Annotated in this window: 7 protein-coding genes; 6 read left to right on the top strand and 1 reads right to left on the bottom strand. The window is 45.7% G+C overall.

What is annotated here, in order from left to right:
* The first annotated feature begins 252 nt into the window (after positions 1–252).
* The gene (locus R6242_RS19345; RefSeq protein WP_318430036.1) at positions 253–1,326 is read left to right on the top strand and encodes a hypothetical protein; all 1,074 of its coding nucleotides are present in this window, start codon (positions 253–255) and stop codon (positions 1,324–1,326) included.
* A gap of 96 nt (positions 1,327–1,422) precedes the next feature.
* Here R6242_RS19345 and R6242_RS19340 read toward each other — a convergent pair whose 3' ends face one another.
* The gene (locus R6242_RS19340; RefSeq protein ID WP_318430035.1) at positions 1,423–4,161 is read right to left on the bottom strand and encodes a DotA/TraY family protein; all 2,739 of its coding nucleotides are present in this window, start codon (positions 4,159–4,161) and stop codon (positions 1,423–1,425) included.
* A 214-nt stretch (positions 4,162–4,375) separates the two neighbouring features.
* Here R6242_RS19340 and R6242_RS19335 point away from each other — a divergent pair, with 214 nt between their 5' ends.
* The 5 genes from R6242_RS19335 to R6242_RS19315 all read left to right on the top strand — a co-directional run bounded on the left by R6242_RS19335 (position 4,376) and on the right by R6242_RS19315 (position 18,351).
* A complete protein-coding gene (locus R6242_RS19335; protein ID WP_318430034.1) occupies positions 4,376–4,888 on the top strand; it encodes a hypothetical protein in 513 nt (170 codons plus the stop codon).
* Entirely contained in the window at positions 4,888–5,838 is a 951-nt protein-coding gene (locus tag R6242_RS19330) for a hypothetical protein (protein ID WP_318430033.1), read from the top strand. Before R6242_RS19335 ends, R6242_RS19330 begins: the two co-directional genes overlap by 1 nt.
* 7 nt (positions 5,839–5,845) lie before the next feature.
* Entirely contained in the window at positions 5,846–6,580 is a 735-nt protein-coding gene (locus tag R6242_RS19325; RefSeq protein WP_318430030.1) for a hypothetical protein, read from the top strand.
* A gap of 181 nt (positions 6,581–6,761) precedes the next feature.
* The gene (locus tag R6242_RS19320) at positions 6,762–18,173 is read left to right on the top strand and encodes an LPD23 domain-containing protein (protein ID WP_318430028.1); all 11,412 of its coding nucleotides are present in this window, start codon (positions 6,762–6,764) and stop codon (positions 18,171–18,173) included.
* 16 nt (positions 18,174–18,189) lie between these two features.
* The gene (locus R6242_RS19315) at positions 18,190–18,351 is read left to right on the top strand and encodes a DUF6012 family protein (protein ID WP_318430026.1); all 162 of its coding nucleotides are present in this window, start codon (positions 18,190–18,192) and stop codon (positions 18,349–18,351) included.
* Positions 18,352–18,437 lie beyond the last annotated feature (86 nt).

The raw sequence follows: 18,437 nt of genomic DNA, 5'->3' as shown, positions 1-18,437 counted from the left end.
TGCCATGGATTTAATACGAAGCAAAAAATAATCTATCGGCATGGTGTGGTATTTTTGGCAATCATTACCGATCGGTATTGATTGTGGCGTATGAATGACGTACTCTCAATGCAGCCGGAGTAAAAATTCAAATGAGATGCAAATTTAAAACTTACTTGGTTTTATTTGAATTTTTGTAATGTAATGGCTTGAGGTTGAAACCAATTTAGTTAAGACTAATCTAATCAAAAAAATTAAAGTGAGGGTGCGTAAATGGATATGTTTGATTCAATTCGGCAGGGGATGAATGACCAGGCTATGGCATCTTCACAGCAAGATGCTAATTTAGCCCAAAAAAAACTTCGTTTGGCTACTGGCGTAAGGGATATGCTGGAAGAAGAGGCAATAGCCAAGCATGCGATGTATATGGAAATGGTCGAAAAGAACAAAGTTCTACAAGAATATATTGGCCGTTTAGAAGAAATAAACGTACATGATCGCAAAACAATTAATACCTTAAGGGAAAGTTTAGGCATAGCGGCCAGTTTTCTTGATGGCCAACATAAAGCTTTATTGCAAGCAACAGGCGATGTAGCTCAATTGCTAGATATTGATCCTAGCGCTGTGGCAGGACGGTACAAGCTTGCTGTGATTGATACGGTAAGGTCTGATATAGATGCAGGTTTTTTTGCTACCTTAGATGAAGAAAAATACCCAACCCATTGGAATCCTGGTGCTTCTTTCGAAGATAAAATCCAGTCGAGAATGCTGCAGTCAACTGAATTTAAAAGGCTTCTTGCTACTGGTAAATTATCTTCAAAAGAAGCAGAAAAAAAGGTGAAAGATAAATTTGGTATGGAATTGTCTCTTGTTAATAATATGTATTATTGGATCGATTGGAATCCTAGCTTGTTAGCTGATGTTGTTCCTGCTAATGATATCGCAGCATATCAAGATTTAGATTCCTTGATTGTAAAGGCCGTCAACATTAAAAGTGACTTAATTCCGTCAGGAATTCCTTTGATTGTTGAACTGGGTTCACGAACCCAACGAGCAGATAGTGCATATGGATTGAAGCAAGAAACGGGAAAAGTGAAACCAGTAGGCTTGCATCCTTTTCTTCAAGAGAGTAAGCCGCAGTGGAATTGGACTGCAGAAGGAAGATTGACTGGCTGGAATGTGGAGAAATATCGTGCTACAGCCCAGGGGCTGGGGGTGTATTTAAGCAATCAATTTGGCGTTGATATGACGGGTGACAATATTGTTAAGCCTAAATTTTCTAAGGACAAAAATAAAGACGTTGTTCGAACGCAGCGCCAAAATTTAGTGCAACAAGTATCAATGTAAGTTGAAGAAATATTTAATAGAAAAAAGCCACTTTCATAGTGGCTTTTTTCTGTGCAGTAACAAATTGAAATTTATTCTAAACAACCCCCTGCAGGCTTAATCTGGTCTTCCGGTCTGGCCCAATGCGCCAGGATCAGATGTCACGTTCATTGGTTTAGAGCTTACACCACCCCCATTGCTATTTGATTGGGAGGTTGATTGCTTATGTCGTTCCGCATTCTGTTCTTTTGCAGTAGCAGCATGTTTTTCTGCTCGTTTCTCTTGCACATCTTTACGGAAAGCGGCGAGGCCCGCTCCAGCTGAACGTGCAGCACCACCAGCAGCACCACTACCCGCACTGGAAATCATGCCGCTGGCAGTATTGGTCGCATTGGTTTCACCAAAGTCTTTAACAAATGAACCAATCCAAGCCATAACTTCTGTTGGCAAAGTTTGCGGTAGCCCGAGGCAAAGTTTGATGGCTTGATACATCAAAACAATATAAATATACAAAAAGGCAATGAGCCCAGCAATCCCTGTGATCAACGATCCTCCTTGTGTCGAGGACACCGCAATTGAAAAGAAATTGCCAATGAACCAAGATACAGGGTATAGCAACACAAGGCCTGAGCATAAGCCCACGACAATAAGTACAGGGCGCATGAAAACACTCATCAGCAATAAGTAGCCTTTTTCTTGTGAACCCATGAATGTGTCGCCACCAGGAGAGAAATGCATAACTGCCCATAAGACACTTGCAAAGATTGCTTCCAGCACGCAAATAAGCCAGCCAACAACCGATAAGGACACAATAATGAATGGCATCATGGGAAGAAAATAAGCCATGATAAAGCCAGCACCAAGCAAAGCATAAAGTAAGGGCAGGATTGCAGAGAAGATAGATACAAAGGTTTCTGCGAGGTATTGAAGTCCTGTGACAGCACCAAAACTAGCTACATCACCAGCAGTTGCAGCAATCTGAGCGGTCCATGAGCTTTTCTTCGTTTCGAGTAGTGCTTTAACTATTGGCCCACTCAGTAAGAGAATTTCACCGACTGAAACAATACAGTCACCAGCTGATTTGATCTGAAGTAGCGGATCTGCGCCTCCTTGCGCGAGCTGTGAGGCAATGCTGGAAGCGAGTGTGGCCCCCGCATGCTGAAAATAGTAAGTGAAGGTGTTTTTTCCTTCCCTGCCCATGCTCTCAATTGATGTATCGTTCAAGTTGCTAAAAGGATCTGAGACACCGCAGTACATTGATTGAGCTGCTTTTGCATCAGGAGAGCCTTCTCCATAGATTTGGCTGGTTAGTACCCGAGCGCCATCTTGGTATGAACGGTCACCATCTACTCCACCCGTTCCAGCTTGATTGATCGTCGCAAAAGTAAGGGCCACTTTCTTATAGCGCAGCATAATATCGCGAGCATTTAAAGCAACATCACTAACGGTGGATTGTGTTGGGAAGTCCCATTTGGGCTCAACGATACGATATGTTTTAGTTAAACTAGTTGAATTGCGGATCTCATCCCTGATTTTTGACATCCGTCCTGACATGACCATAGAGCTAAGCCAGCCATATTTGGACATAGAGGCCACTAATTTAGATTTAGTGGCATCCTTTCCAAGTAAGCTGTCTTTCAGGATTTGACCATAAGATTTCAGAATTATTTGATCAATTCCATTTGAAAGTTTTTGAAGCTTGGCTCCACTGGCAATCCCATAGGGAGAGGTTGGATTAATTGGTGCAGCAGAGTCTAGGATAAGAGCCGAGTCAGGATTGGAAGCTACTTCAATTGAGTCTTTGAGGATTTCGTCAAATTCCGTTTTCAAAGATGAAATAGCATTCATCACGGTGCCTTGGGTGGCTGGGTCCAAAGCGCAGCCACCCACAGTACGGTTTGTCAGGGTTTGAGAGGTAAGCATTAAGATGCAACCAGCATTGGTTCGCATCTTGTCGGCCATTTCCTCTACTACAGCAGATTCACTTGAAAAAATGGTTCTGACTAAGCCTTGATCTTTACCTGGCGCAGCAGTTAGGTTTGCATTTTTTCGGATACTCCATTCAACATTGGCAGAGCCACAAACCCCCATCGTTTCGTTTTTTTGCTTTACATCAAAGGAGTTAATATTGTACTGAGTGGACATCAAAGACGGAGCAAGGTTGGTGTCAATGTTCAGGTCGGAAATTTTGACGGTGTCGTTAAAGGTTATTCGTGAGTCGGGATCATTTAATTGAGCCATGGCATCGCCATAGCCAGCCGCACACATCGACATGTTATAAATAGAATTGATCAGTGCGTCAGAACTTCTGTTGTGGTTTACTGCCGAGATGACCATGTTGTCAACTTCACGATCAAGAGTGGACGATACAAAAGCCTGCCATGTCAGCGTGGCCAGTCCGCAAGACGAAATCGCTATGGTTAGGATAAACATTTGAAGCGCGTTATATCCATACGACCCAGGGATAAGCATCGACAATGCTCCCATAGTCCGTAGTACCGTATTTTTACTATTCCACTTTGCCCCGAGCGCTACGCCATCACTGGCTGTATTCCATATACCAAACACTGCAATGAAAAAGAAAAAGATGGAACCAAGGAATAACCCGCCGGTATTGAAGGTGGCGACGACGCCTTGCTCGCCCCCCAGGGAGAGAGGTGTGTGAGCGAGAGAGCTAGAGAGCATGCCCAGCTGCTGAGAGGCCCTCATCATTCCCTCAGAGTCTGAGAGTACGCCCATCCCTTGCAGCAGAAATGTAATCACATCACCAAAAACTGCCCATAGAAGCATTAAAGAAAGGTCGGCCTGTTGGGCCATTGAAGGGTCGAATAGAGGTGTAAATACATTTGCTGACATGTGGTGAATGATCCTGCTATTTGTCCAGACTGCATTCTGCACATATATTTCAAAGAGATCAGGCAAAAGTAAGGCGATATATAGGCTTCGGGGTGTTTTTTGCTCGGGATATGCAATTTTCAGGACTATTCGTGAGAATTTTGGAATTTGCCATTCGTTTCTAATTATTTTCGGGTTAATCTTGCTCAAAGGCCAAATATGAGGAAATTCAAATATGCTCGATCACGAACGGTTAGACCTTGCTAAAAACTTTGTTGGTTCCTTAACAACGCAGTCTGGATGGGACCCAAGTTTCGAGCTTAAGGGGTTAATTGAAAGGGTATTGATTCTTGATACCGCTCACCTTGACGCTTTAGGTGAGAAATCTCCCAATGGTCGGCCAGTCGTATTGGCGGATGTGGCCGAAGGTTTTGATTTAATGTTGATTGAAGCTGGGGATTTAATTGGCCGTGGCGATGATCTTGAGCGAGTGGTGGCTGAATATAGTATTGGCTCACAAGAAATGAAAATGGCCCGAAAATCTGTTGGGTTAGTATTGGATGAAATTCGAGTTAAGAAATTAGAGCAAGGGGAAGGTGAATTTTGTTTTTCATGGAGCTCAGCAGATGGCTCCCGGTATGTCGCTATCCCAGCGCTCTGCCGAGAAGAGATTCTTGAATCATTTGGAATAAGTGGTTCAGGAAAGGATTTGAAAAATTATATTTATAACCCTGGGATGGTAAGTTAATGTCAAACAATTTACCTGAGTTAGTAACCCTTGCTGAGATTAAAAGGGGGATTGAAGAGCGAGTTTCCAAACAAGGAGGCCAGTTTAATCCTGTTGTAATTAAAGCAAGTAGTGTGCATTATTACGAAAATAGTCAGATTCAACAGCAAGTGGCCGTGGCGGCCAGTGAAGCTGCAAAGCTGTTCGATTCTGCCGTAAATAATTTGCGCAATGAACCTTTGCGTGCTTTCGAGCATCTAATTGATGTTGCGAAACTGCATGATAGTGCAGAAGGTAAACTGCATGAAGAAATGCTTGGGGCAGTTTTAGCGTGGAGTGATGAGTTCCCTAATGAAGCAGTCGCATTAGGTAGAGCCATTGCTTCACATCCTGGAATTAGTGAAGTGGCGCAAGCTAAGTTGTTGAATTTGCGGGTTTATGCGTCAGATTATGAAACGATGCATCGATTGGCCAAAAACAATTCTTTGTCGCATGAAAATGTAGTTAGTTTGATGGGGCGTTACAGTAATACGGATGAGATTTTGACGCCGTTAGTAGAGCAAGTTGCGCGAAAATCAAGAATTTCCTATAGTGACGAATGCCAAGGGCATGAGCAAGGGCGTGAGAATGAATGGTCATTGTTGGCAAAACAGGTCTATTTAAGTCGAAAAGGGGAAAAAATCGGAAATATTGCCCTGTCCGGCGTAAGAAATCAGGGCATCCTTGACGAGGCAGCGTTAGGAGTTGCAAGCAATTTTGATGCTGTATTCAAGCGAGATCAATTTCGTGCAGTGGCAAGCAACCCAGCAACTTCTACAAATACTTTAACTATGCTAAAGGATAATGTTCTGCCCATTTTAATCGATTCGGCTGTGTTAAAACAGATGAATGAAACTATAACTGCTCGCACTGCCGATAAGCGTTCGGTTTTGAGACGCGATTTCAGCGGCGTAGAGCCAGCAATGAGCTAGGTTGGGTATGCAAACAGTCAAAACACAATTTTCAAGCGTTAAGCATTACGAACATACCAAAGCAGTTTTGGATGGAATGGAAGGACGGCGCATCAGAGCCCACAGCTCAACCAACCCAGTTGATATTGTCCAGGCAAAAGAAACCTTACGTTTTCTATCTGCCGCTGTAGGGGTCGTTATCATGGCCCATGAAACAGGTCTTTCGTCTCGCGAAATTGTGAATGAAATGATCGAAACGGGGACCAGCCGAGCCCGAGAGATCGTAGATATAGGAATTAATGGCGTGCTAAATATGGGCGTTGCAGCACCGGGTGGACACGGTTTTGTCGTTTCGTACTTGGATGGAAAAGGAAAAAATGTAGTTCTGACGGAGCATGAGTATCGTGATTTTGTTGTTGGGCCCAATGTAGCCGAACTTGCTAAAGAATCGTCAATTCAAGCAGAAAATACGTCCTCCCTTGATTCCGTTTGTACTTATGTTGAGCATTATTTTGCCGGGCTGAATAATGCAGTGCTCAGTGGCGAGGTGAAAGAATCGACCTGTGTTTCTACGTACAGTGGCATAAAAAGTATGTGCATGAAGTTGTTTGATCGAAGTGAGGGCTCGAAGCTTGATGAATGGATTGGTGTTATGGAACAAACAATCCAAGCTGAACAGTCACGCCAAATTTTTGACGACATGGCGAAATTGTTTGCTCCTCAGCAGGACCCTTCGTCTATTCATCCTGCATTAGATATTTAAGAAAAAAAAGAATCCGCCTCCCAAAATACAAAATGATGGCAGCATTATTAATGCTGCCTTTATTTTTATATCGAATTGTCATTTATAAAATGCATGGAAAAGTGGTGAACCATTGCTGGGTTAGATATAGTGAATAAAACAAGATCTAATCTCGGTGAAGCATCACTTTATTCAAGTCTAAATGAGCGCAATTCTGCGCCAAAAAAGTGTGAGCTTTAGAATGGATCGTTTTTCTAGTGGTTATTTACGCTCTGGCCATCAATGGACCGCAAAAGGTATTAACGAGAATGGTCCAACTTATAGAAATGCTTTATTCTCCATTGAGGCCATACTGCACCGGGCCGGTGTAGAGAACGGTGATTTTGCAGACGATGCGTTACCATTAGGACATGCGGTCTTTATTGCTGAAGATAGTAAAGTTTATGATTTTGCGATCCGTGATTCGAGTGATCGAATCATTGGATGTATGAGCGCACAGGTCGATGTTTATGGCGATATTTCTGCCATACATGATATTGAGCTGAGGGATTTTGTAAGAGGACAAGGGCTGGGAAGGCAGGTCGTCGCCTCAATAGTATCGAACCGCCCCGATCCGATATTGATCGTAGATATGATTCCTCAAGCGCGAGCATTTTGGAATTCAATTGGAGTTACAGATGAGCGAAAAACCACACCTGATGGATACTTCATCGAAAACGGAGAAATCGACTGGGATGGGCTCCAACTTGGGGCTGGTCGAATCAAGCAGATTGAAATTTCGCCAACAGCGGGCCACGGCATTGCTGGCTTACGAGCAAAACTTAGTCGTCAAACGGATCACGAAAAAGATCAACGCGAACAAGTAGAAGCTTATCCATTTTTAGCATCAAAGCTAAAAACGGCCAGCTCGCTGGATCAACTTCATCACTTAGCTAATTCACAGTATCCCTTCGGTTCTGATTTCCTGTTGCACGACAGGATTGAGAGCGCCTCCTTGCCCGCTGGCACAGCGGCCTTTATTAATGGGCAGAGTGTTAGCGGGGTGTCTGCAATCTATGCAGATGGAAAAACACATCTCTTTACTGATGCCCTCAAGAGCCCCGCTGAAGCAGAGTTAATTCTGTTGCGCACACGCTTGGCTCGTGAGGGCTTCCTTGCTGCACAAGGAAGCCCGATGGAGAGCATGCTTATTCGACTGGCAGAGAGCAATCCTGACTGGTTTGAGGCTCGTGTAGAGCAGAACCATTTAACGCAGTCACGCGGTGAGCAGATAGCCAGCGTCTTATCCGAATTCCCCACGAATGAACTTGCTGATGGCACCGGCTGGGAAAGCTTTGTCCAGGAGTTTGTTCGTTACTTGGCGCGAAATGGATATCAGTCCATTGCAGATGTTTTAGGCTCCTCGCTTAACGGAAAACCTAGCGAAGCTTATGAAGTAAGGCAGCTTGTAGCTGATTTGGTGCGTGAACCGTGGGCATGGATAAGAAATGACGCTGTCGCCCCAATGAATGCCTATGGTGCGCCACCAGTTTGGCAGGAAGTGGGCAGCACAAGCGGCTTGTCGTTTGCAAAACCAGCATCCTACGACACGTGGATAAAAACACGTGACCAGGAAGAACTGACGCAACGTGGGATCAATGCAGAAGGCTTACCAATTGATTTGTCCATGCCGGGCGGAGACGCCATGGTGACTGAACTACGGACGGCAGTGATTGGGAAAACGCTGATCAGTTATCAGCTGAAGAAAGATCGTAATAACGAATGGCACGTTCATCTTAAAGACCTAAGAACACCGAAGGCGCACCGCCGCCAAAAGTTCGGCACGCAGGCTGTTGAGGCATTGTTAAGAGCCTGTGACCGACTGCACCTTCCTGTTCAAGTGGAGGCCTCTGCATTAGAGCGCAGCACCACATCAGAAGTCCTGTTCAAATTTTATAAGTCCCTGGGTTTTACCCCTTTGAGCCAGCAGGTGAATTTACTTGGTCATGCCATTATGGTTAGAGCGCCAGAAGGTATGCCTGCACTAGAAAAAATACCCCAGAAGTCTATCGCTGAATTAGAGGTCGAATTTGCGGCCACACGGGAAGATGAGTCAGCACTCTTTGATGATGAGGGTCAGGATAAATACCAGAAGGCTTTAACCGCCCTAGTCAAGGTGTCAATGACGGCAGGCAGGCTGGAAATTCAGCGTCCATTTTGTGCGAAAGGCATGGTAGCAATTACGGGGATCATTGGTTCTAAGGAGGGGAGTCGGATCACCTTCTTTGATAGCGATGAAATGCCAATAGCGCATGCAGAATACCCCACAAAAGAAGAAGGGTTAAGAGAGTTTTGGACGACATGCGGTCTGAATGTTGGGCACGTAGGAGGAAACTACTTACCTGAGCACGTTGAAGTGGATGGGCAGTTTCGCTCTACGAAAAATAGCAATGGCCATTTTATTCACAGCTCTACTGAGTCGATCAGAAATTTCTGGCGTTGGTTTGGTAAAAGCAGTGCAGTGGATGAGCAAGGGCGTCCTTTGGTTTTGTTCCATGGAACAGCAGCTCAAAATAATTTTTCGGTATTTGAGTCAGACATAGACGATGCCAGTGGTGCGGGCCAGCAGAAGTTCTGGTTTAGTGATAGCCCGGATTTGGCTTCCAGTTATGCACAAGATGCCAGTATGGAAAGTTTACGGCTGGCTATGGATGCCCGAGAAGCCCAGTTGGGTTCACCTGGTTCTGATGGTTTATATCAGCTGTACAAAAGTGAACTTGAAAGCGCTAACGAGCTGGCAGATTCAATTCAAAAAGCCGCAATAGCAGAAACCACCAAATTACTGGCAGAAACGATGCCAGGCATTGCCAGTTGGCCCGAGAGCGCTGTAGAGAGCATGGCCAGTATGATGTGGCGCGAAACGTTGCCTGACGCTGAGATGGTTGACGCGCAGATCGTTGATGCTCAGAAGGCTGCGGTCGTTGCCCAAGCCAAACTCAATAAATATATGCTCGATCAGTTGGCCGGTGAGATGCCAGCCCGCGTTATGCCTGTTTATTTACGGATGATGAATACAGCCGTGCAGGATGAGGATGGGCTCAGTATCGAGGGCGTGCCGACTTTTGAGGCGATTCAAAGTGCCAAAGAAACAGGTCGTGACGGGCTGGTATTTAAAAATATTTCAGATCGTGGGTACATCGCCAATAATTTTGTGGTGTTCGATAGCAAGCAGATTAAATCTGTCATAGGCAACACTGGACGGTATGACGGGCAGGAGAGAGATGTTCGTTTCTCTATGCGTGTTGTTCCTGAGCGTTCGACCGGAAAAATAATTTCCGGCGCGATTGAGCATGGGGTGGTTCCGAATGTCACTTTAATCAGTGGGCAGAAAGCCTATGCGCTGCTGGAAGACGCGCTCTATGGCGGAAAGGACCAAGGGTTGAAGAGGTCAGGTAAAGATAGGCCACATGAAAATGGTCACTTTATCATGGTTAATATACCCCTTGATTGGCTCTCACCGAACACTCATGGTGATTTGTTCGATGAGTTCATTGATCGAGATCTCTCCACACGGTATGTAGAAGAATTCATTGATACGCCACTTCATATTGAATTTGGAATTGGGCAGGCAGCTAAAGGCAGTACCTATGCATCGGTTCTGGATGGCAAACATCGCCTCACAGCAGCTCGTGTACGTGGTGATTTAACAATACCCTGCCTTATTTCATCAAGCGAGTATTTGAGACTGGTTCAGGCACGCCAAATTGCAGCGAATCTTCAGGTTGAAGCGCCCAGCACCACAGACACTTTCTCATTCGTTGATGAATCAACCGCCCCCATTGATCTGGCGGCGTTGTCGCAAGCAAGCGCCATGGAATTGAAGGGTGATAATCCACGTGACATTTGGTCAACAACTGGATTTTTTCGGGCTCCGTGGGATCAGTCCTGGCGTTGGGAGCGGGATGACCGTGCTGAGAATAATTTTGGCTGGGGCTGGAAAAACCAATTAGCTCAATTTTCGCAGTATGCAAAGCAATCCCAGATAGGTGCGATTCGAAAGGACGTGCTGGGCCAGCTTGAGAAAAGTAATCAACGATTCGACCAAGTGCATTCGGAATCCAAGCACGAGGCGGATGTGGTGCTGGATGAAATTCAACAGATGATGTCAGAGCGTGGCAAAGTGGCGAATCAGCCAGTTGCCAAGGTTGTGCTTGGACTGTTGAATGTAAATAGCATCGTCAAAGAATTTAAACTTGACCCCGTCAAAGTAGCAAGCCTATGGGGGAATGAAACACTCGTTAGTCAAGCCGTAAACCAGTGGGTATCTGCAGGGGTATGGGACCAGAAGATCCGGGCAGCGGAAGTTGGTATGTCCTCTGCTGTGGATCAGTATCGTCGTCAATCGTCAGAAGTTGAAAAAAGGTTGATGAGGAAGCGGGCAAGCATGAGCCCTGATGAACGAAGAGCGGCCTTTCCTTTAGATCAGATCGATGCCCCCGTCTCAGCCGTTATTTCCCCGCAAGGACTGCTTGCGGAGGGTGCTGGAGAGGCTTTGGGTGCGGATCATGTCATCTCCCCGGCAGAGGCCATTGCAGCACGGCTACTGGGCGTCCCTGATCGATCTGTGTCTGAAGTGGTTCGGCTTAGTGTGAACGAGTTGACCAACCGAGATGCAGAGCAGAGTCAAATACCTTCAAATGGCACAGTTCCTGCACTGTTCAAGCGTTACCCATTGGGCTCAGCTGCACTAGCGCAATACGGCGATGTAGAAGAGGAGCGGTACGTTCGTGTCCTCACTGAATTTAATGCAAATGACTTGCTGCTCAGTGAACCTGAGAGCGACATCAAGAAAACAGAGTCTTTCACCCAATACTTGAATTGGTCGGAATTAGGCATTGAAGCCCCCTACATTGGGGTTAATGAATCTGATAATGGCCAAGCGATATCTATAAATCGTCGGAGAACTTTGGTGGCTCAAGAGCTGGGGAAACCTATCAAAGGTTGGTTTAGCCCAATTCATCACCATACAGGCCTGCCATTGAAATATGGCGATGTTATTGCGGCGGTCGAAGCAGCAAAGAGACTCGCCTTTGCCGCGCCTTCAAATGGCGCTGCAGGTGTTTATGCAGTTGCAGATTACAAAGATGTTCGTTCCTTGGCGAAAGACATCAGATCGGGTAGTTCAAGCGCAATTAAAGAGGCTGCAGAGAAAATGGCAGGGCTTGTGCCTGCTAATGCAATATTGGTCCCATTGCCGAATAGCAGCGGATATGCGCACACCTCGTTATCTCTGGCCAAAAGCATTGCAGCGATCACTGGGAGCGAGGTTCGAGATGTTTTGAAGTCAGATGAGCGAGAATCCAGTTATCGCAAAAAATTGAATGGTTTGCCCACGACAGTCGATCAAATGGGTTTAAAACTTGCCGGGGATGATATTCCCACAGGAAGAATTGTTCTTGTCGGGAATGTATTGGCCACAGGCACAACGTTGAGTGCTGCACGTAAAGTATTTGGCCGGGATGTGGAGATGGTTGCGTATGCCGTTGACACTCGTGTGCCATACGCCCCCATTGATCCAGCCCAGGAAGTCGCGGCAGTTCGTCAGCAGTATGAAGGGACAGCGCAATGGCTTAAAGACCCGCAAGGAAACAAAACTCAATTAAGTGAGCGGCAGTGGCTAACGGTCAGGACGCCATCATTTAAAGCCTGGTTTGGGGATTGGGAAAATGATGCCGCCAATGCATCAAAAGGGGTTAGTGAATCCGGGGAGCCGAAAGTGTATTTTCATGGGTCTCCAAAATCCGGATTTAAAGAGTTTGATCCAGAGGCACCCATTGCTAAAAAAGGCACGGGTACGTTCTTTAGTGACACATTGTCCATGGCCAAAAGTTATAGCGGGTCTGGCGATGATGCGCCTACATACACAGCTGAACAGTTACTCACTAATCCAGCGTTACTGAATGGGTTAAGTGTGACTCAAGGGATTGTCGTTGGACTAGAAGACGGGACCAATAAATTCTATTTTGAACCCGACGAGGCCTTAGAGGATGTTCTCCTGGAAGAAGGTGCCGAGCTTGAATACTCAGTTGGCTATCTGATTTCTTTTGAAGGCGAAGAAATTGAGTGCGGGCGGGCAGAGGCACTGGAGTTCTTGGATCAATTACCCCTTAAACAGCCGGGGGTTTACGATGTTTTCCTGAATTTACGTGATTCAGTCCACATCGATTGGGAAAGTAAAAATTGGGACAATGGTCCTGAAGAAAAAGTTTGGCATGTTTTAGATGCTGATGGTGATGAGGATTGGGTCTATAGCGAAGAAGAAGCCAACGAAATGGCTGATTCGGGCGCTCAAATCCAAGTTGGTTTGAATAAGCAATACGAATCGACCAATCATTTAGCATTGGAAGCGAAACACATGGGGGCGGATAGTGTGCAGATTCAAAATGTCTGTGACACTGGGGCGTTTGGGTCCCATGAAGAAGCAAACATCGTCATTGTCTATGACCCTACTCAAATTAAGTGCGCATCAAATAACATTGGCACTTTCTCATCGAAAACCAGCGATATTCGGTTTTCTTTTGCTGGGGAATCGGCTGCGACCTTAGATGAGGCTGCGCTCGCTCTTGCTAAAGAAATGGAACAAAAAGGGGCAGATCCTCGTGATATTTGGACCGAGACGGGGTTTTTCCGAGCGCCTTGGGATAATAAATTCCGTTGGGAAATTGATGACCGTTCGGCATCAGTACGCGATGAAAACCAGCGTGGCTGGAGGGGGAATACCTATCGAGAATGGAATAGCGACGTTGCCCTGAAATCATTTGCGAACGAGGACCTCAACCGCCCCGTTTCGGTGATGAATGCATTGACTCATTCTCAATTAATGAGCGCCTACCCCTCACTGAAACAGGTGCGTGTAGCGACAACGCCTGAGCTGGCTGATGGAAATGCGGCCTTTATAGGGAGTGAAAATCTAATCAAGATATTTGATCGTGATTATGAAATTGCAAACGTAAATCGGAATGTGCACCAGATTAAAAACAAGGGTGAGGAGTGGTTACGGCAGCGCAAAACAGATGACCTTTATTTAAATGAGAGGCCATTGCTGCTGCATGAATTGCAGCACGCGGTACAGCAGATAGAAGGTTTTGCAAGCGGCGGCAATCTGGATACAAAAGAACGCTTGAAAACGGAGTTGGCCACATCTCTTGAAAAATTTCGTGATGGATCTTCTGAATACAATCAGATCCGGGAAGAATTAAATGCTCTTTATTCAGATTTACGCTTAGAGCATTGGTTGGCGCTATCCCAAAAGGAGGGAGGAATCAAACCTTCTGCAATTCGTAAAACTGGAGAATGGCAGAAGTGGGGGCTCAAAGTAACAAGTGACCTTGGGAATATGCCTCGGGCGGCTGGCCATGTTCGTGATCAATGGGTGAGGGATGCGGCATGGCAAGTCTATCAATTGGAAAAAGAACAGCTAAATATACCTTTGGCATGGAAGAGCCATGTTTTTGAAAAAGGCGCAAAGAACGTCAAACAACGAATTACCCAACTTCAAAAGAAAGCTAAGGCGCATTTAGAAGACAAGAAACAATTCGATTCAGTGCTTACTCAATTTAAGCAAGTTGATAAATTGAGTAGCCATGGGGTTTATCAGCGGTTAGCAGGAGAAGCTGAAGCCCGGCTAACAATGCGACGTGCAGGGCTCTCAGCAGAGGAACGTCGAGCTCGATATCCACTTGATGATCTAGATGTCTCTTTAGACGAGTTAATTGCTCGATTTGACCATGGTTTAGCTGAACATGTGGAGAATGATGAACGCTTTACTGTTGTTGAATCACTAAGAGGTGTTTATGGTGATCAGTTAAATCTTTCCATGACATTGCAGATGGAGAGCGACACGCCAGGAGAGACAAGAGACGTCGCAGTCGTTGATTTTAGCGAATGGCGAGGGACCGTTAATATCGAGATGATGTCCGTGCCTGAAGACGCTCGGAGAAAAGGGTTCGCCACAAAATTGATCACCGAATTGCAAAAAAAGCATCCTGAAACTGAAATCAACTTTGGCATGCTCTCTGCAGAAGGGAAGTCTTGGTACGACAGCTTGCCAAAACAGGTGGTTCGAAGCGCCTACGCAGATCAGTTTGATCGGTTAAAAGCTGCTCATCTGCAATTAGAAAATTTAAAAAATTCTGAAGCTATTTTAAATAATCCAGAAACGGGATGGACCGAAGAAATCAGCGATCTATATGACCAAATTAATTCGGTTAGCGATGAAATTGAGGACTTGGAACGAGATCTTTATGGGAAAAGGCCTACATGCGTCCTTATCGATACTGGGCTAGTGGAACATGACCTCGTTCCGGTCGCTAGACAGCATATTTCTCAGTTATCAGCAGCAAAAAGTAAGTTTAGTGCGATCAATCATCGCGCCATGATGGGTGAAAAAATTGATCTTCACGAGTTTGAAGAGAGCTTAGACGCGATGATGTCTGCGCAGGAAAAGGCCAAAGGCTCTCTTGCTGCACTTTTAGATAATGGTGACGGTTTTGTGAGTGGGCAATCAGGCATTTTAAAATTTGTCTTACATAACAGCGCCAAGGTCAGCGGTGAATGGCAACTAACCCGGCTGAATAGTTCAGATGAGCCTATTGGAGATACCCACTATCCTGACGTACTTCATGCCATAGAACATTTTCTGGCTGATGCAGAAGTCAATACGCTTGAGTATAACGGCTTAGCCTTGTGTGAACGCGATGCCGATCTGGCCGCAGAAGTGCTGCGTAGTGCTACTGCAGCACCACCCATGGCAGCATCAAAAGAAGCGGTGGAAGCGCTGGTTGAGGCAGCATTCGGCGTGACCTTAAAGAGCGAAGGGGCAGGTCGTATTGTGGTCGTTCAGTCGGTAAAAGATTTACCTGCTGAGTTACGGGCCGATGTTGAGGCACGTATCGCCTTAATGTCTCAATCGCCAGGTAGAGAGCCTAACCCCCGTGGGCTGTATGACAATGTTTCCAACGATGTTTACCTGATCGCAGATGGCTTTGAACAAGAGAGCCTGGGAGTGGAAATTGTAAGGTCAGTTGTTATGCACGAAGGCTGGCATTGGTTGGTAGGCCAATCACAAGATTTGATGTACAGCAGCACTAGATTGTTCGAGAAATTGGATGAAGTCTTTAAACAATGTGACCAATCAATGGCAGAAGGCCGTCAGGAAGATGTGCCGGACTGGATCATTAATTCTGTAAAGAGTATTCCACGGGGTACACCTAAAAAGTTAGTTGTCGAGGAATTCGCAGCCCATGCTGTTGAACATGCGAGTGTGGATCACCCGGATAGTATGATTGCGAGATGGCGGGATCAATTGAACGCTGCATCTCTTCGTGCGGGATTTCTTCCTGATCAGCTGGACGATAAAGCCCTAGCCTGTTTGGGCCGATTTGCTGTACGTGAAATGACCAATGAGTCCGGTATAGTTGACCAAGTCGCCACCAGCCTTATCCAATTGAAGCGCAAGGTCGATGAAGTTTTAGGCATAACCGCAAAATGGTGGAAATCGAAAACAGCCCCAGCAGCGAAATCCGTTGATCGCCAGGAAGAGCACGAGCCAGTTAGCTATCTGAATTTGAGAGATGAAGGTGGACTTGAAAGGGATAAAGGCGTCTCACCGATCCAGACCCCTTCTATGATGATGAAATTAGGGGGCGTAATTAAATTTTCCGGTACGCGTGAAGTCGAGTTGTGCGAAGTGTGCACAACGATGGTGCCTGAAAAGATCGATTCCCCTTATGCCGCAGCGCTTGCAACTCGATATATGTCTCGATTCGCACAGGAAAATATTGTTGCGCTTGTGATGGACAAAGAAAACCGTCCGCTTTCAATCGTTAGACATACTGTTGGACAAACAGATCAGGCCCCCTTGTTGCTGAGCATATTAAGTGGGTCAGTCCTTCAAATTCCAGAAGCTGCTAAATTTTGGGTTGTTCATAACCATACTGGGGCGAGTTTCGTCTTGTCGAATGCTGACTTATCAAGCATGAACCAAGTCGGGGCGTTAGTTCAAGATTCGCGGATTGAGTGTGAAGGGATTATTGCTGTTACCGATGTTGGGTTTGGCTATGCCAAATATGAAGGGGCGGGCGTTAATCAAGTCAATAGCGCAGGCCAGTCAAATTGGATAAATGCAATCTTACCGATGACTGCAAAGATTCCCGTACAAGAACGATTGCTCATGATGCGTGATCCGGGCGTTCCCTATCATGTGTATGGCTCAGATGATGTTTTGAAAATTATTGACGCTGCAAAAATTGAAAGCTCCGGCCTGCTTGCCATGACTACACGACTGCAAGCCGTTTCATTTATTCCGGTTGATGATGCGGATATGGACCGCTATCGCGGCAAAGGTTGGAGTGATTTATTGGCAGAACTGTCGTCGATGAATGCAGTGAAAATCATTGCAGTGCTAGGAGCCACGACAAAGATAGATAAGTGGGAAAATTTATATGCTGGTTTACGAGCTGCAAATTTGGAGTTGATTGATGCTTTTAGGCTTAGTGAGGGAGGGCAGGTTAGAGCGACAAAAGAAACTCAGCTCTTAGCCCCAAGTAAAACCACCCGGAATGTGTTTTTCTCCTGCGCACCTGAAGGTGCGCAGGAAGAAATACAACACAAAAAGGGTGCGTTGCATGACTTCCTATCGTCTGGAGGTTACGAGTTGAAAGCCCTTAACCAGCAACGCAGTGCTTTTTTACACGAACCGTCTGAGACTGTCAAAAATAGACTCGGCCTTATGGATGATGAATACGAGCCAGGCAAAAACAAGGCTAATGCGTTACTGGCCGAGCTAGTAACACAAAAAGCGTTACACCCCGTTGCAACCAGCGTGTCGTTGCGTTTAGACGAAAATGAATTTTGCGCATCCTCATTTGTGGATGGTAGGGCTCAGCTGCTAATGCGTGATTTGCGTTTACTTTTAGCGCTTGAGGTCATTAGTAACGGAGAAGTGCCTGTCGGTTTAATTGCCCGGCATTGGGCAGAGCAAACCAAGACTGTGATCAACGATCTTTATCATGACGATATGGATCGAGATGCTCGATGCAAGATTGCGCAGGAAATTAATCACGCGCTATGTGCAACGCCGCAAAGTTTAGATTTAAGTTCCAACAAACTTCTTGACCCATTTCTATCAGCTGAAGACTGGAAAAAAGAAGCAAAGACCATGCTTCAGATTCCTGATCGAATCCTTGATATGGCAGATAGTTATCAAGCTCGCAGTGTCATCATTGGTTTAAGCACAGATCAGCCTGAAGCCACTTGTTTATGTGGTGCTGGGGGCTTGGACTTCGCAACGAAGGAAGAAATTGAGTTCAGAGTCATTCCTATGGCTTATATCGACCGTAGTGCAGCTAGTGTGGTGCTGGGTGATATCCTCAAAGCGCAAACAACGGCAGATCGATGGAGTGTTTTGCGAAATTTAGGTAATGACATAGGCCTGAAAATGATTGAAATGGTTTCTCATGAGCACGGTAACGAAAAAAAGGACCCTGGGTTTATATCATTGGCGCAAGTTGAATCAATAAACGATTTAGTCAGCATGCCACGCGTAGTAAGTTACGATTCACCTGAATTTCACTAAAAAACCAGGAAGCTAAATGTTAATTCACATTGTTCCAAAACTTTTTGAGCCGCCCTTTTGCGTTGAGTCAGAGGTGGTAGATGTGTCTATCCCTGAATTAGGGCTTGTGCTTGATGGGGGTAAAGAAATTACCGCCAGACGTGTTGACGCCGACCGAAAACTGACCCACTACAGCTAGTTCTGCCGATCCAAAATTGACCCAGGTGCTTTACTTATTCTGCTTAACTCTTGAGCAGAGGATAAAAGGTGATCACCATGGAAATG

It is taken from the genome of Iodobacter sp. CM08, from assembly GCF_033446605.1.
In the GTDB taxonomy this organism is placed as follows: domain Bacteria; phylum Pseudomonadota; class Gammaproteobacteria; order Burkholderiales; family Chitinibacteraceae; genus Iodobacter.
Note: the sequence above shows the minus strand (reverse complement) of the source record. Positions and strands in the feature narration are given on the sequence as shown.

What these genes read in the sequence shown, in the direction of transcription:
- R6242_RS19345 (WP_318430036.1), top strand. Translation starts at nt 253, where the DNA reads ATGGATATGTTTGATTCAATTCGGCAGGGGATGAATGACCAGGCTATG.
- R6242_RS19340 (WP_318430035.1), bottom strand. Translation starts at nt 4,161, where the DNA reads ATGTCAGCAAATGTATTTACACCTCTATTCGACCCTTCAATGGCCCAA.
- R6242_RS19335 (WP_318430034.1), top strand. Translation starts at nt 4,376, where the DNA reads ATGCTCGATCACGAACGGTTAGACCTTGCTAAAAACTTTGTTGGTTCC.
- R6242_RS19330 (WP_318430033.1), top strand. Translation starts at nt 4,888, where the DNA reads ATGTCAAACAATTTACCTGAGTTAGTAACCCTTGCTGAGATTAAAAGG.
- R6242_RS19325 (WP_318430030.1), top strand. Translation starts at nt 5,846, where the DNA reads ATGCAAACAGTCAAAACACAATTTTCAAGCGTTAAGCATTACGAACAT.
- R6242_RS19320 (WP_318430028.1), top strand. Translation starts at nt 6,762, where the DNA reads ATGAGCGCAATTCTGCGCCAAAAAAGTGTGAGCTTTAGAATGGATCGT.
- R6242_RS19315 (WP_318430026.1), top strand. Translation starts at nt 18,190, where the DNA reads ATGTTAATTCACATTGTTCCAAAACTTTTTGAGCCGCCCTTTTGCGTT.